General features: G+C 54.6%; 8 protein-coding genes. 4 read left to right on the top strand and 4 right to left on the bottom strand.

The genetic code is table 11. The annotated features are described in order from the left end of the window. Positions 1-37: 37 nt before the first annotated feature. A complete protein-coding gene (nrdA, locus tag ACWPW2_RS13615; RefSeq protein ID WP_312118115.1) occupies positions 38-2,323 on the bottom strand; it encodes a class 1a ribonucleoside-diphosphate reductase subunit alpha in 2,286 nt (761 codons plus the stop codon). A gap of 343 nt (positions 2,324-2,666) precedes the next feature. Beyond that, positions 2,667-3,395 carry a bifunctional 2-polyprenyl-6-hydroxyphenol methylase/3-demethylubiquinol 3-O-methyltransferase UbiG gene (gene ubiG, locus ACWPW2_RS13610; RefSeq protein ID WP_023479904.1) on the bottom strand — a complete coding sequence of 243 codons (729 nt, stop codon included), beginning with the start codon at positions 3,393-3,395 and terminating at the stop codon, positions 2,667-2,669. Positions 3,396-3,553: 158 nt separating this feature from the next. Between ubiG and gyrA the strand changes: the two genes are divergently transcribed. Both gyrA and rcsC read left to right on the top strand, forming a co-directional pair. Continuing rightward, complete coding sequence (gene gyrA / locus ACWPW2_RS13605) at positions 3,554-6,193, top strand: DNA topoisomerase (ATP-hydrolyzing) subunit A (protein WP_454123504.1); 2,640 nt, start codon at positions 3,554-3,556, stop codon at positions 6,191-6,193. Positions 6,194-6,307: 114 nt separating this feature from the next. Then, positions 6,308-9,154: a two-component system sensor histidine kinase RcsC gene (gene rcsC, locus ACWPW2_RS13600; RefSeq protein ID WP_279793001.1), complete on the top strand. Its 2,847-nt coding sequence runs from the start codon at positions 6,308-6,310 to the stop codon at positions 9,152-9,154. 43 nt (positions 9,155-9,197) lie between these two features. Here rcsC and rcsB read toward each other — a convergent pair whose 3' ends face one another. Beyond that, positions 9,198-9,848 (bottom strand): response regulator transcription factor RcsB, encoded by a 651-nt coding sequence (gene rcsB / locus ACWPW2_RS13595; RefSeq protein WP_007371125.1) that lies wholly within the window; start codon positions 9,846-9,848, stop codon positions 9,198-9,200. 16 nt (positions 9,849-9,864) lie between these two features. Continuing rightward, entirely contained in the window at positions 9,865-12,531 is a 2,667-nt protein-coding gene (rcsD, locus tag ACWPW2_RS13590; RefSeq protein WP_454123501.1) for a phosphotransferase RcsD, read from the bottom strand. Between the two features lie 839 nt (positions 12,532-13,370). Between rcsD and ACWPW2_RS13585 the strand changes: the two genes are divergently transcribed. After that, complete coding sequence (locus tag ACWPW2_RS13585) at positions 13,371-14,507, top strand: porin OmpC (RefSeq protein ID WP_454123499.1); 1,137 nt, start codon at positions 13,371-13,373, stop codon at positions 14,505-14,507. Positions 14,508-14,614: 107 nt separating this feature from the next. Next, the gene (gene apbE / locus ACWPW2_RS13580) at positions 14,615-15,652 is read left to right on the top strand and encodes an FAD:protein FMN transferase ApbE (protein ID WP_454123497.1); all 1,038 of its coding nucleotides are present in this window, start codon (positions 14,615-14,617) and stop codon (positions 15,650-15,652) included. Positions 15,653-15,724 lie beyond the last annotated feature (72 nt).

Genomic DNA, 15,724 nt, shown 5'->3' with positions numbered 1-15,724 from the left:
TCTTGCGAAAAAAAGGGCGGGTTTCCCCGCCCCTTAGTTAGATCTTACATGCGCCGCTTTCGCAGCCATCGTCCTGGATAGAAGGGACCAGGTCATCCTGCGCATCTTCCGCGCCGTCGCGGGTGTTTTGATAGTAGAGCGTCTTCACACCAAATTTGTAGGCGGTCAGCAGGTCTTTCAGCAGCTGCTGCATCGGCACCTTGCCCGACGGGAAGCGGGTCGGATCGTAGTTGGTGTTCGCTGAAATCGACTGATCGATAAACTTCTGCATAATGCCGACCAGTTGCAGGTAGCCGTCATTGTTCGGCATTTCCCACAGCAGCTCGTAGGCATCTTTCAGCTCTTCATAATCCGGCACCACCTGGCGCAGGATGCCATCTTTCGACGCTTTGATGCTCACGTGGCCGCGCGGCGGCTCAATGCCGTTGGTGGCGTTGGAGATCTGCGACGAGGTTTCAGACGGCATCAGGGCAGAGAGCGTCGAGTTACGCAGGCCGTGCGTGGTGATATCGTCACGCAGCGCTTCCCAGTTGTAGTGCAGCGGCTCGCTGGTAATGCCGTCGAGATCCTTTTTATAGGTATCGATCGGCAGAATACCTTTGGCGTAAGTGGTTTCGTTGAACCACGGGCACGCGCCTTGCTCTTTCGCCAGCTCGTTGGAGGCTTTCAGCAGCCAGTACTGAATTGCTTCGAAAGTCTGGTGCGTCAGGTTGTTGGCGCTGCCGTCGGAGTAGCGCTTGCCGTTTTTCGCCAGCCAGTAGGCGAAGTTGATCACGCCAATACCGAGGGTACGACGACCCATTGCGCCACGTTTTGCGGCCGGGATCGGATAATCCTGGTAATCAAGCAGGGCGTCGAGGGCGCGTACGGCCAGTGTTGCCAGCTCTTCCAGCTCGTCGAGGCTCTTAATCGCACCGAGGTTAAAGGCAGAGAGCGTGCAGAGCGCAATCTCGCCGTTTTCATCGTTAACATCTTCCAGTGGCTTGGTCGGCAGGGCGATCTCAAGGCACAGGTTGGACTGACGCACCGGCGCAACAGCCGGGTCGAACGGGCTGTGGGTGTTGCAGTGGTCGACGTTCTGGATGTAGATACGGCCGGTAGAGGCGCGTTCCTGCATCATCAGTGAGAAGAGATCGACCGCTTTAATACGCTGCTTGCGGATGGAGTCATCTTTTTCGTACTGCGTATACAGACGCTCGAACTCATCCTGATCGGCGAAGAAGGCATCATACAGACCCGGCACGTCGGACGGGCTGAACAGGGTGATATCTTCACCTTTCAGCAGACGGGTATACATCAGTTTGTTGATCTGTACGCCGTAGTCCATATGACGCACGCGGTTGCCTTCGACGCCACGGTTGTTCTTCAGCACCAGCAGGCTTTCCACTTCCAGATGCCACATCGGGTAGAAGAGGGTCGCCGCGCCGCCGCGAACGCCGCCCTGCGAGCAGGATTTCACCGCCGTCTGGAAGTGTTTGTAGAACGGCACACAGCCGGTGTGGAACGCTTCACCGCCGCGGATCGGGCTGCCCAGCGCACGGATGCGACCGGCGTTGATGCCGATACCGGCACGCTGGGAAACGTATTTCACAATCGCGCTGGAGGTGGCGTTGATGGAGTCCAGGCTGTCGCCGCACTCGATCAGTACACAGGAGCTGAACTGACGCGTCGGCGTACGCACGCCGGACATGATCGGCGTCGGCAGCGAAATTTTAAAGGTCGAGACCGCATCGTAGAAACGCTTCACGTAGTCGAGACGGGTTTCGCGCGGGTAGTTGGAGAAGAGGCAGGCAGCAACCAGAATGTAGAGGAACTGCGCGCTCTCGTAGATCGCACCGGTCACGCGGTTCTGCACCAGGTACTTCCCTTCCAGCTGCTTAACGGCCGCGTAGGAGAAGTTCATATCACGCCAGTGATCAATAAAGCCGTCCATCTGCTGGAACTCTTCTTCGCTGTAGTCTTCCAGCAGATGATGATCGTATTTACCCAGCGCAACCATGTTCTTCACGTGGTCGAACAGCGCAGGCGGTTCAAACTGGCCGTAAGCTTTTTTACGCAGGTGGAAAATCGCCAGGCGCGCGGCAAGGTACTGATAGTCCGGCGCATCGCGGGAGATAAGGTCCGCAGCGGCTTTAATAATGGTCTCGTGGATATCGGAGGTTTTGATACCGTCGTAAAACTGAATATGTGAACGCAGCTCCACCTGAGAGATGGAAACGTTGCTCAACCCTTCTGCGGCCCAATCCAGTACTCGATGAATTTTGTCGAGATTGATGCGCTCAGTGCCACCATCACGCTTTGTCACCAGCAGACTCTGATTCATTTGCTTACCTGTCCGTGAAATAAAAGTATCCCCCGTATTATCCACAAATCAGCACTGTGACTAACTCTGTGGATAAATACTATATATAGGGGGTTTGCGATAAGAGAAACGCTATATGGTGAGTATTCTAGTAAGGATTCTTTTGAGTACAAGAGTTGATTTTGACGTTAACTTGAGGTTGCGAAAGCGTAATAAACGCTAAGTCCTCGTCGCATAAGGCTTGCAGAGGTTGTCAATAATCTGAAAAAAAAAATGAAATTTTGATCGAATGCTGATTTCTTCATCGGCGGGGAAGATTGCGCGTTTTGCGGCTGCGCAATCTTCATAACATTACCGCATGACGTTAGCGATTTTTCGCCGTTGTATGCAACATATAGTTAACATCAACACCCGGTCCGAGGGTGAACTTATTCAGCAGCGGGTTAAAGTGTAACCCGGTGATGTGACGCTCCTGTAACACCGTATCGTCGATCCAGGTTAACAGTTCGGCAGGCTTGATAAACTTCTTCGCGTCGTGCGTGCCTTTCGGCACCATGCGCAGCACATACTCCGCGCCAACCACCGCCATCAGCCACGCTTTACCGTTACGGTTGATGGTCGAGAAGAAGACGTGACCGCCGGGTTTCACAAGCTTAGCGCAGGCTCTGACTACCGATTGCGGATCCGGCACGTGCTCCAGCATCTCCATACAGGTGACGACGTCGTAGCTCTGCGCCTGTTTTTCGGCATGCTCTTCGACCGTCTCTTGTACGTAGTCAACCTGCACGCCCGACTCCAGCGCGTGCAGACGCGCAACCTGCAACGGCTCCGCGCCCATATCCAGCCCGGTCACCTGCGCACCCTCTTTGGCCATGCTCTCGGCGAGAATGCCGCCGCCGCAGCCGACATCCAGCACGCGTTTGCCAAACAGGCCGCCGGCGTGTTCGGCGATATAGCCCAGACGCAGCGGGTTAATACGGTGTAAAGGTTTAAATTCGCCTTCTGTGTCCCACCAGCGTGAAGCGACGGCTTCAAACTTGGCGATTTCTGCATGATCAACGTTCTGAGTAACCGACGGTTTTTCGGCATTCATGGGCGCATTTACTCCTCTCTCAATAAGACCTGTGAGTATATCAGGCCAACGGCATGAATAAACCTTTGCCGGGGTGTTATAGGTTTACCTGTATCAAACCGGTTGTGTTATAATTTGCGACCTTTGAATCCGGGATACAGTAGAGGGATAGCGGTTAGATGAGCGACCTTGCGAGAGAAATTACACCGGTTAACATCGAGGAAGAGCTGAAGAGCTCCTATCTGGACTATGCGATGTCGGTCATTGTTGGCCGTGCGCTTCCGGATGTCCGAGATGGCCTGAAACCGGTTCACCGTCGCGTACTTTACGCCATGAACGTATTGGGCAATGACTGGAATAAAGCCTACAAAAAATCTGCCCGTGTCGTTGGTGACGTAATCGGTAAGTACCATCCCCATGGTGATTCCGCGGTGTATGACACCATTGTTCGTATGGCACAGCCGTTTTCGCTGCGTTATATGCTGGTCGACGGCCAGGGGAACTTCGGTTCCATCGATGGCGACTCCGCCGCGGCAATGCGTTATACGGAAATCCGCCTGGCGAAAATCGCCCATGAGCTGATGGCCGATCTGGAAAAAGAGACCGTCGATTACGTTGATAACTACGACGGCACTGAGCGAATCCCAGATGTGATGCCAACCAAGATCCCGAACCTGCTGGTTAACGGCGCTTCCGGGATCGCTGTCGGTATGGCGACCAACATTCCGCCGCACAACCTGACGGAAGTGATCAACGGCTGCCTGGCCTATATCGATAATGAAGAGATCAGCATTGAAGAGCTGATGACCCATATTCCGGGGCCGGACTTCCCGACTGCCGCGATCATCAATGGTCGCCGTGGCATCGAAGAAGCCTACCGCACCGGTCGCGGCAAAATCTATATTCGCGCCCGCGCGGAAGTAGAAACCGACGCTAAAAACGGCCGCGAAACGATCATCGTGCATGAAATTCCCTACCAGGTGAACAAAGCGCGCCTGATCGAGAAGATTGCCGAGCTGGTCAAAGAGAAACGCGTTGAAGGTATCAGCGCGCTGCGCGACGAGTCTGACAAAGACGGTATGCGCATCGTGATTGAAGTGAAGCGCGACGCCGTTGGCGAAGTGGTGCTGAACAACCTCTACTCCCAGACGCAGCTGCAGGTCTCCTTCGGTATCAACATGGTTGCGCTGCACCATGGCCAGCCGAAGATCATGCCGCTGAAAGATATTCTGGCCGCGTTTGTGCGCCACCGCCGTGAAGTGGTGACGCGCCGTACCATTTTCGAACTGCGTAAAGCCCGTGACCGCGCGCACATCCTTGAAGCGCTTGCTGTTGCACTGGCGAATATCGACCCGATCATTGAACTGATCCGTCGTGCGCCGACGCCGGCCGAAGCGAAAGCGGGCCTGATCGCGCAGCCGTGGGATCTGGGCAACGTTTCTGCGATGCTCGAGCGTGCCGGTGATGACGCCGCGCGTCCTGAGTGGCTGGAGCCGGAGTTCGGCATTCGTGACGGTAAATACTACCTGACCGAACAGCAGGCACAGGCGATTCTGGATCTGCGTCTGCAGAAACTGACCGGCCTTGAGCATGAAAAACTGCTCGAAGAGTACAAAGAGCTGCTGGAGCAGATCGCTGAATTACTGCACATCCTCGGCAGCGCTGAGCGCCTGATGGAAGTGATTCGCGAAGAGCTTGAGCTGGTTCGCGAGCAGTTTGGCGACGAGCGCCGCACCGAAATTACCGCTAACACCGCAGATATCAACATTGAAGACCTGATCAACCAGGAAGATGTTGTGGTAACGCTGTCGCATCAGGGCTACGTGAAATATCAGCCGCTGACCGATTACGAAGCGCAGCGTCGCGGCGGGAAAGGGAAATCTGCCGCGCGCATTAAAGAAGAGGACTTCATCGACCGTCTGCTGGTGGCCAACACCCACGACACGATCCTCTGCTTCTCCAGCCGTGGCCGTCTCTACTGGATGAAGGTCTACCAGCTGCCGGAAGCGAGCCGTGGCGCGCGCGGTCGTCCGATCGTCAACCTGCTGCCGCTCGAGCCGAATGAGCGTATTACCGCCATTCTGCCGGTACGTGAATATGAAGAGGGCGTGAACGTCTTTATGGCGACCGCCAGCGGTACCGTGAAGAAAACCGCGCTTACCGAGTTCAGCCGTCCACGCTCTGCGGGGATTATCGCCGTCAACCTGAACGAAGGCGATGAGCTGATTGGCGTGAACCTGACCGACGGCAGCGACGACGTGATGCTCTTCTCCGCCGCCGGGAAAGTGGTGCGCTTTAAAGAGAGCGCCGTGCGTGCGATGGGTCGTACCGCGACCGGCGTGCGCGGTATTCGCCTGGCGGAAAAAGACAGCGTAGTTTCGCTGATCGTGCCGCGCGGTGAAGGCGCAATCCTGACGGTGACGCAGAACGGTTACGGTAAACGTACCGCAGGAGCGGAATACCCGACTAAATCTCGTGGTACGCAGGGCGTTATCTCCATCAAGGTGACCGAGCGTAACGGTTCGGTAGTCGGCGCGGTTCAGGTCGATGATTGCGATCAGATCATGATGATCACCGATGCCGGTACGCTGGTGCGTACGCGCGTGTCGGAGATCAGCGTGGTGGGTCGTAACACCCAGGGCGTGATCCTGATCCGCACCGCGGAAGATGAAAACGTTGTTGGTCTGCAGCGTGTCGCTGAGCCGGTAGATGACGAAGAGCTTGACTCCATCGACGGCAGCGTTGCGGAAGGCGATGAGGACATCGCGCCGGAAGTCGATACTGACGACGACGCGGCGGACGACGAAGACGCCGAGTAACGCGTTACAAAGGGCCGGGTTTCCGGCCCTTTTTCATTGCCTTGCGGCATCTGCGATTTATCGCTACTTTAAGCACACTCTTTTTTAACTTCCTTGTGGCGGAGTTTCCCCAGGTTGAAATACCTCGTCTCTTTTCGCAGTACCCTGAAAGTTTCCCGCTATCTGTTCAGGGCGCTGGCGCTATTACTCTGGCTGTTAATTGCCTTTTTCTCCGTCTTTTACATCGTTAATGCGCTGCATGACAAAGAGTCGGAGATCCGCCAGGAGTTCAACCTCAGTTCCGATCAGGCGCAGCGCTATATTCAGCGCACCTCTGACGTAATGAAGGAGCTGAAGTACATTGCTGAAAATCGCCTGACGGCGGACAACGGCATCCTGACGTCGCGCTCCCGCGGCGATAAAACTGACGTGCCGGCCTTCTTGCCGCTCTTTCCCGATTCCGATTGCTCTGCGATGGGCAGCGCCTGGCGCGGCTCGCTGGAGTCGCTGGCGTGGTTTATGCGTTACTGGCGCGATAATTTCTCCGCCGCGTACGATCTGAACCGCGTCTTTCTGATTGGCAGCGACAACCTCTGTATGGCCGACTTCGGCCTGCGTGATATGCCGGTCGAGCGGGATGACACGCTAAAAAGCCTGCATGAGCGGATCGTCAAATACCGTAACGCGCCGCAGGATGAGCGCAGCAATAACGTCTACTGGATGAGCCAGGGGCCGCGCCCGGGCATCGGCTATTTCTACGCGCTGACGCCGGTCTACCTCGGCAACCGCCTGCAGGCGCTGCTCGGCACCGAACAGTCGATCCGGATGGAGAACTTCTTCACGCCGGGTACGCTGCCGATGGGCGTCACCATCCTTGATGAGAATGGTCATACCTTGCTCTCGCTGACCGGGCAGGAGAATGGCATTACCGCCGATCCGCGCTGGCTGCAGGAGCGCTCCTGGTTTGGTTACACCTCCGGTTTTCGCGAGCTGATCCTCAAGAAGACGCTGCCGCCATCCTCCCTGAGCGTGGTTTACTCTGTGCCGGTGGACGTGGTGCTGGAGCGCATCCGCATGCTGATCCTCAACGCCGTGCTGCTTAATGTGCTGGTCGGCGTGGCGCTCTTTACCCTTGCGCGCCTCTATGAGCGGCGCATCTTTATCCCGGCGGAGAATGATGCGCAGCGGCTCGAAGAGCATGAGCAGTTCAACCGTAAGATTGTTGCCTCCGCGCCGGTGGGGATCTGTATCCTGCGAACCCAGGATGGCACCAACATACTGAGTAACGAGCTGGCGCATAACTACCTCAATATGCTGACCCATGAGGATCGCCAAAGGCTGACGCAAATTATCTGCGGGCAGCAGGTTAACTTTGTTGATGTGTTAACCAGCAACAACACCAACCTGCAAATCAGCTTTGTGCATTCGCGCTATCGCAATGAGAACGTGGCGATCTGCGTGCTGGTGGATGTCTCCGCCCGCGTGAAAATGGAGGAGTCATTACAGGAGATGGCGCAGGCGGCAGAGCAGGCGAGCCAGTCGAAGTCGATGTTCCTTGCGACAGTGAGCCATGAGCTGCGCACGCCGCTGTACGGCATTATCGGTAACCTCGATCTGTTGCAGACCAAAGAGTTGCCGAAAGGTGTCGACCGGTTAGTAACCGCGATGAACAACTCCTCGAGCCTGTTGCTGAAGATCATCAGCGACATTCTCGACTTCTCGAAAATCGAGTCTGAACAGCTGAAAATCGAGCCGCGTGAATTCTCGCCGCGTGAAGTGATGAGCCATATCACCGCCAACTATCTGCCGCTGGTAGTGCGCAAGCAGCTTGGGCTTTACTGCTTTATCGAGCCGGATGTGCCGCTGGCGATTAATGGCGATCCGATGCGCCTGCAACAGGTGATTTCCAACCTGTTAAGTAATGCGATTAAGTTCACCGATATGGGCTGCATCGTGCTGCATGTGCAGTGTGATATGGAGTATCTCAGCATTCGTGTGCGTGACACCGGGGTCGGTATTCCCGGCAAAGAGGTGGTGCGCTTGTTCGATCCCTTCTTCCAGGTCGGTACCGGCGTGCAGCGCAACTTCCAGGGCACCGGTTTGGGTCTGGCGATCTGTGAAAAGCTGGTCAACATGATGGATGGCGATATCGCTGTCGATACCGAACCGGGCATGGGCAGCCAGTTTACCATTCGCATTCCGCTCTACAGCGCGGTGCCAACGGTGCCGGCCGATGTGGATGGACTGGCGGAGACCTGCTGCTGGCTGGCGGTGCGCAATGCCTGGCTCTCTGCGTATCTGCATAACCTGCTGGAGTGGAACGGCATTCAGGTTAAACAGTATGACGGCCATGAGCTGGGCAACCAGGATACGCTGATCACCGATGATGAGCTGCCGCAGCCCTGGACCGGGCGCGCGGCGATCATCTTCTCCCGCCGCCATATTGGTATTCCGCTTGAGCGCGCGCCGGGCGAGTGGCTGCACAGCGTTGCTTCGCCGCACGATCTGCTGGCGCTGCTGGGCCGCATCTATCGCGTGCCGGTGGCCGAGGCGCAGGCAGCAAGCGCCTTAGCAGTTGATTCCGGCGAGATGGAGAATAACGAGGATATGATGATCCTCGTGGTGGACGATCATCCTATCAACCGCCGTCTGCTGGCCGATCAGCTGGGATCGCTTGGCTATCAGTGTAAAACCGCCAATGACGGTGTCGATGCGCTCAATGTGTTGAGTAAGAACCCGATCGATATTGTGCTCAGTGACGTGAACATGCCGAATATGGATGGTTACCGCCTGACGCAGCGCATTCGCCAGCTTGGGCTGACGCTGCCGGTGATCGGCGTGACGGCGAACGCCCTGGCCGAAGAGAAGCAGCGCTGTCTGGAGTCGGGTATGGATAGCTGTCTGTCGAAACCGGTAACGCTGGATGTGCTGAAGCAGACGCTGGCTGCGTACGCCGCACGGGTGAGAAAAAGCAGGAAGTAAAGTGCAGAAAAACGAACCCCGGCGGGTGCCGGGGTTACGGGGATTACTCTTTTTCCGTCTGGGTGAGCGTCACGGAAGAGAGGTAGTTCAGCAGGGCGATATCGTTATCGACACCCAGTTTCATCATTGCTGATTTCTTCTGGCTGCTGATGGTCTTAATGCTGCGGTTCAGCTTCTTGGCAATCTCCGTCACCAGGAAACCTTCTGCGAACAGGCGCAGCACTTCACTCTCTTTCGGTGACAGGCGCTTATCGCCATAACCACCGGCGCTGATTTTCTCCAGCAGACGGGAGACACTCTCCGGGGTGAACTTCTTACCCTTTTGCAGTGCCGCCAGCGCTTTCGGCAGATCGGTCGGCGCGCCCTGTTTCAGTACGATACCTTCGATATCGAGATCCAGAACGGCGCTGAGAATTGCCGGGTTATTATTCATGGTAAGCACGATAATCGACAGCGCCGGGAAGTGGCGCTTGATGTATTTGATCAGCGTAATGCCATCGCCGTATTTGTCGCCCGGCATTGACAGATCGGTGATCAATACATTGGCCTCAAGTTTCGGCAGGTTGTTGATAAGCGCTGTAGAGTCTTCAAATTCACCGACTACATTTACCCATTCGATCTGTTCAAGTGACTTGCGAATACCGAACAGTACAATCGGATGGTCATCGGCAATAATTACGTTCATATTGTTCATGTATTAGGCTACCTTGCTACAGCAAGCTTTTGACGTAAGCGTCAATGTCGCTGATGTAATTTTCTATGCCTGGAGCATCACTCTCGCGAATTAATTGCTCCAGCGTTTCACACAACTGCTTACCAGGTACCAGATTAAGCATGGCAAACACGCCCTTAAGGCGGTGGGCCGTCTGTGCCAGCGCAGCGAAATCGCGCGAAGCCGATTCAGTATACAACCTCTTAACATCATCGGGAACTGTGTCGACAAACAGCGCGTAATAGCCGCTGGCATGGAGTTCAGCATTCTCATCGCCGCCTAAAGGCGACTCCGTGACTTCCTCCTGCGCCAGCTGCTCCTCAATGAGCTGCAATATTGCTCCCTGCATTGCATTACTCATATTAAAATTGACGCGCAACTGGCCTGGACCAATTTTCCGCACGCCGACCTCATCATCGCTTAAAAGCAATCCTGAAGCTGTAAGATTTAACGGATTATCTGTTAAAAAGAGATCGTATTCTTGATTAGATAATCGCTCATCGGGCGAAATGCAGCTCGCCCCCCAATTCTCCAGCTGACGCACCACAATATTACGAATTTCATTCGACGTAATATCAATCATCGCCACCACATCATCGAGCAATTTCTCTTCGCTCTCGCCCTGCTGTGCGCGAACGGCCATTTTCACATGCAGAGAGTAGCGGGTGCCGAGATCTTCACGCGCCTTAATATTGAGATGTCCGCCCAGTTTACGGGCCAACTGATCGCAAAGCCAGAAGGTGAGGGCATTTGCCTTGCCAAACTGATCGCCCTGCGTTTCGTTAAGGAACGGGAAGTGCAGATTATCAATTTCGCTGGCGTTAACGCCGACGCCGGTATCCAGAATGCGGAAGGTCAGCCGGTCGTCTGCGGATTCGTCCATGCTCACTTCGAGGGTGATTTTGCCCATCTGCGTGGTGGTCACCGCATACTGAATCAGCAGCAGCATGATGCGACGCAGCGCATCGCGATCGCCGTGACGCTCCTCATTGGCCGGAAGATGGTTGTTGATCAGCAGTTGCAGCCCTTTACGCTTGATCACCGGCAGCACTTCGGGCACCACTTCATCAATCAGATCCTGAATGGAGAAGAGGGAGGAGGTGCCTTTCCAGGTGTCATTCTCCAGCATATTTGCCAGCTGAAGTTCATCCACCAACTGCACCAGCCGGTCAGCGTGATCGGCAAGGCGATTAGCCTCGTTGCTCTCAATCGCCGCTGCGTCACTGGCCAGCGCTTTCACCGGCTGTTTGAGCGCTTCGGCGAGATTATTCATAAATGCCGCGCGGCCCTGCTGGTTCTTCTCATACAGCCGTTGCGCCTGCTTGAGCTTCTTGTTGACCAGCACTTCGCGATCCTGGTCGCGAATAATAAAGATCTGCGTACGCGACGCCACCTGGCTGCGGAACTGGCGGATCTCATACAGCTCGTTATTGATGGTCGCCTGGATCACGCCCTGGTGCTGATCCGCCATCGCGGTAATGTTCTGCAAATTGAGATGCGGCAGCAGGTGGTCGGCAATTTTATTACTCAGCACCGTGCGGTTGGCTTCCTGATCGTGAACCAGCAGACCCAGCGGCAGCAGGGAGACAATCTCTTCATTAAAGGCGCGCAGCACGCGCAGTTCATTATTCGCGCCCGGCGTCGCGAGCGTATCGCTCTTGCGACCTGGCATCTGGCGAAAGGTGGTGTAACCAAACAGTGCCAGCGCCAGCAGACCAATATTCAGCAGCAGCGGCAGCAGAACGTTTTGCAGGGTATCAAGCAGCAGGGTGCCGAACGGCACTTGCCACACCAGGCGTAAACCGGTGCCGTTCAGCGCAGAGGAGATCTCAATACGCGAACTGTTGAAGTTTACTGAGACGCTATCGGTGGTCTCTTTATCCTGCGCGCGTGCGCTACCCGGCGTGGTATCGGGATCGAGGCGGAAGCTGTCCAGCGTCATGCCGGGCGGAATCAAATCGTTGATCGGCAGATCGAAGGCGACGACGGTCGCCAGATGGCCAGGCTGGTTAAAGGTGGTGCGCAGCGTAAAGTAGTGGCCATTCTGCCAGGCAAGACGGCGCAGCGAGGAGAAGCTTTCGCGCTCATCTAGGGCGTTCGCCTGCTGGAGCATCTCCGCGCGGCGGGTATCGACGATATTGCTGATCATCGAATCTTTAAAGCCGGAGGTGAGATCTTTAAGCGGCAGCGTCGAGACCAGGATCATGCTGTTATCCTGGCCGTTAAGGTAGTACATCGACCACGGCACGGTTTCCGCGCCCCACAGCGTATCAAGATAGGTCGAAATACGCTGGGTCATCTCCAGCGTCGAACTGTCATGGGAGCCGAAAATCAGCGCTTCCGTCTTGCGGCGCGGTTTTTCGAGGTAGTAAACGTCCTGCTTTAAACGCGTCTCCTGCAAGCCTTCGCCGGAGGAGGCGGGGGCAGCAGCGATGTTGTCGTAAATCTGCCAGGTCGCATAGCGCCAGATATCGATGCGCTTATGAATAGCATGGGTGGTATCAACAATTTGATAACTCTTGTCCTTCAGCCACGCGTTGACCGCGCTCTGAATCATCACGCCCATGGTGACCAGCAGGACAATAATCAATAAAAGGAAGTAACGGGTAATGTTGCCCGGTATGAGGGAAAATTTGCCAGGAATCATTGTGTCCGATTGACTCATTCGTGTGTGTAACCCGTTATGACAACACGGCTGATAAATATTCAGCCTGCGCTGAGACAATGTTGCTGCCATGCCGTTAGCGTCGCGTTTGGTGGGCCGCGGGCGTAAAGGTAGTGTGCTGCAGAGTAATGTTCAGCAGGCAGTATATCGGTAAATGGGTGAATTTCCAGACTCTCTTTTCAGGAAATGCCTGGGGGGTGCATGAATATGCATTCTGTACCCATAGTGCAGCAAAGGCGTAAAAAAACGCCGCTCCGTAGTCCTATTTACCGTTTCGCTGGCAAAATATCGCACGAAATAACAAGATATTAACTTTATAAATATGTTTGAGGATCAACTCTGGTACGATTATTGATTAATTAATAGTCATTACAAATGGCGACTATATAAATCTTAAGTATCAACTGATGTAAAGAAAGGTAAAAAAAAACCGAATGCAGAGCATCCGGTTTGAAGAGGGGTAAACAGACATTCAGATTCGAATGACGGTAATAAATAAAGTTAATGATGATAGCGTCGATTATTTTAGACACCAATTCTGCTTTCGGTTTGGCATTCAGTGCTCTCATTTTAAATTTTAGTAAGCTGCTGTTTTTATAAGTAAAGAACTGTATTTCACCCACTGTTTTTCTTATTTATTGGCTTTTAGTGCTTTCAAAAAGTTCCCGCAAAATTACAAATGGAAACATTTAGCTTTAGATATGAAACATCTTCAAAGTTTTCGTATCATATTCCTGTTGGATTATTTTTGATTTTTGCGCACAATGAATCGCCAGCTGATTTGAGGGTTAATCAGCAAGCAGTGGCAATAAAAATGCATATAACAGAGGGTTAATAAAATGAAAGTTAAAGTTCTGTCCCTCCTGGTACCGGCTCTGCTGGTAGCGGGCGCAGCAAATGCGGCTGAAGTTTATAATAAAAACGGCAACAAATTAGATCTCTACGGCAAAGTAGACGGCCTGCACTATTTTTCTGACGACAAGGGTTCTGATGGCGATCAGAGCTACGTGCGTTTTGGCTTTAAGGGCGAAACCCAGGTTAACGATCAGGTAACCGGCTACGGTCAGTGGGAATACAACGTTCAGGCGAACAGCTCAGAAAATGAGAGCGATCAGGCATGGACCCGTCTGGCCTTCGCAGGTATCCGCGTAGCTAACACCGGTTCTTTCGATTACGGTCGTAACTACGGCATCATCTATGACGTGACCTCCTGGACCGACGTTCTGCCGGAGTTCGGCGGCGACACCTATGGTGCGGATAACTTCATGCAGCAGCGCGCTAACGGTGTAGCAACCTACCGCAACACCGACTTCTTCGGTCTGGTTGATGGCCTGAACTTTGCTCTGCAGTACCAGGGTAAAAACGGCAGCGTCAGCGGTGAAAACGACACGGGCCGCAGCACACTGCGCCAAAATGGAGACGGCTACGGCGCGTCTCTGACCTACGATCTGGGCGAAGGCTTTAGCATCGGCGGTGCGCTTTCTTCTTCCAAACGTACTTCCGATCAGAACGCACTCGGCAACCCTGCGCTTTATGGGCAGGGCGACCGCGCTGAAGTTTACAGCGGCGGCCTGAAATACGATGCCAACAATATCTACCTGGCAGCGCAATACTCTCAGTCCTATAACGCAACCCGTTTTGGTAACTCTCAGAGCACCAGCGAAATCTACGGTTTTGCTAACAAAGCGCAGAACTTCGAAGTGGTTGCACAGTACCAGTTCGACTTCGGCCTGCGTCCGTCCATCGCTTACCTGCAGTCCAAAGGTAAGGACATCACCAACAACACCGGTACTGCTAACTTCGGCGACCAGGATCTGGTGAAATATGTTGATGTTGGCGCGACTTACTACTTCAACAAAAACATGTCCACCTATGTTGATTACAAAATCAACCTGCTGGACGACAACACCTTTACCCGCGCGGCCGGTATTGCTACCGACGACATTGTTGGCCTGGGCCTGGTTTACCAGTTCTAAGTTCGCAACAACGCGTATTGAAGGGGGCCGCAAGGCCCCTTTTTTATTGCCTGTTTCGGGCAAATCCCTTTTTCGTGTACGCTTGCGCCAGCAAGGAGATAACAACTATGGCGATCGCTTCTCTTCGTGCCGCGCTGATGGCGGCACTTTTTCTGTTAGCCGGCTGCGACACGGCAAGCCAGGCTACACCGACGGTGCTCGAAGGTAAAACCATGGGCACCTCATGGCGCGTCAGCGTGGTGGATATCACCCCGCAGCAGGCGACAGCGCTGCAAAAGAAAATCCAGGCGCAGCTTGATGGCGACGACTGGCTGATGTCGACCTGGAAAAAAGATTCGGCGCTGATGCGCTTTAACCGCAGCAGCAGCACCGCGCCGTGGCCGGTCAGCGAAGCGATGGCGGATATTGTCACCACCTCGCTGCGCGTGGGTAAAAAAACCGATGGCGTGATGGATATTACCGTTGGGCCGCTGGTGAATTTATGGGGCTTTGGCCCGGATCAGCAGCCGATCAAGACGCCAACGCAGGCGCAGATCGACGCGGCGAAAGCGCGTACCGGGCTGCAACATCTCACGGTGATCAATCGCGCCGGTGAACAGTTCCTGCAAAAAGATCTGCCCGATCTCTATGTCGATCTTTCGACGGTTGGCGAAGGTTACGCCGCCGATCATCTGTCGCATTTAATGGAACGCGAGGGAATTGCCCGCTATCTGGTTTCCGTCGGCGGGGCGCTCGTCAGCCGGGGGATGAATGGTAAAGGGCTGCCGTGGCGTGTAGCGGTGCAGAAGCCAACGGATCGCGAAAATGCCGTCGAGGCGGTGGTCGATATTAATGGCCACGGTATCAGCACCTCCGGCAGCTATCGCAACTACTATGAGCTGGACGGTAAACGCATCTCCCACGTTATCGATCCGCGCAGCGGGCGGCCAATCAATCATAATCTGGTGTCGGTGACGGTGATCTCGCCGACTGCGCTGGAAGCAGATGCCTGGGACACCGGCCTGATGGTGCTCGGCACCGAGCGGGCGAAAGAGGTGGTGACGCGCGAAGGGCTGGCGGTGATGATGATCATGAAAGAGGGCGATGGCTTCACGACCTGGATGTCGCCGCAGTTCTCCGCCTTCCTGGTGAAGGATAAAAATTAAAGCGCAAGATTGCGGGTGTTCGCGCGCGTGCTAACCGCCACAGTAAGGCTAAGATTAGATAAGGAGCCTGCG

This window comes from Kosakonia sp. Marseille-Q7440, assembly GCF_965119485.1.
The sequence above is the reverse complement of the archived record's forward strand: the minus strand, read 5'-3'. Positions and strand labels throughout refer to the sequence as shown.

Excerpts from the sequence above, each read along its gene's own strand:
- rcsB (WP_007371125.1), bottom strand. The coding sequence starts at position 9,848 with ATGAACAATATGAACGTAATTATTGCCGATGACCATCCGATTGTACTG.
- ubiG (WP_023479904.1), bottom strand. The coding sequence starts at position 3,395 with ATGAATGCCGAAAAACCGTCGGTTACTCAGAACGTTGATCATGCAGAA.
- rcsD (WP_454123501.1), bottom strand. The coding sequence starts at position 12,531 with ATGAGTCAATCGGACACAATGATTCCTGGCAAATTTTCCCTCATACCG.
- apbE (WP_454123497.1), top strand. The coding sequence starts at position 14,615 with ATGGCGATCGCTTCTCTTCGTGCCGCGCTGATGGCGGCACTTTTTCTG.
- nrdA (WP_312118115.1), bottom strand. The coding sequence starts at position 2,323 with ATGAATCAGAGTCTGCTGGTGACAAAGCGTGATGGTGGCACTGAGCGC.
- ACWPW2_RS13585 (WP_454123499.1), top strand. The coding sequence starts at position 13,371 with ATGAAAGTTAAAGTTCTGTCCCTCCTGGTACCGGCTCTGCTGGTAGCG.
- gyrA (WP_454123504.1), top strand. The coding sequence starts at position 3,554 with ATGAGCGACCTTGCGAGAGAAATTACACCGGTTAACATCGAGGAAGAG.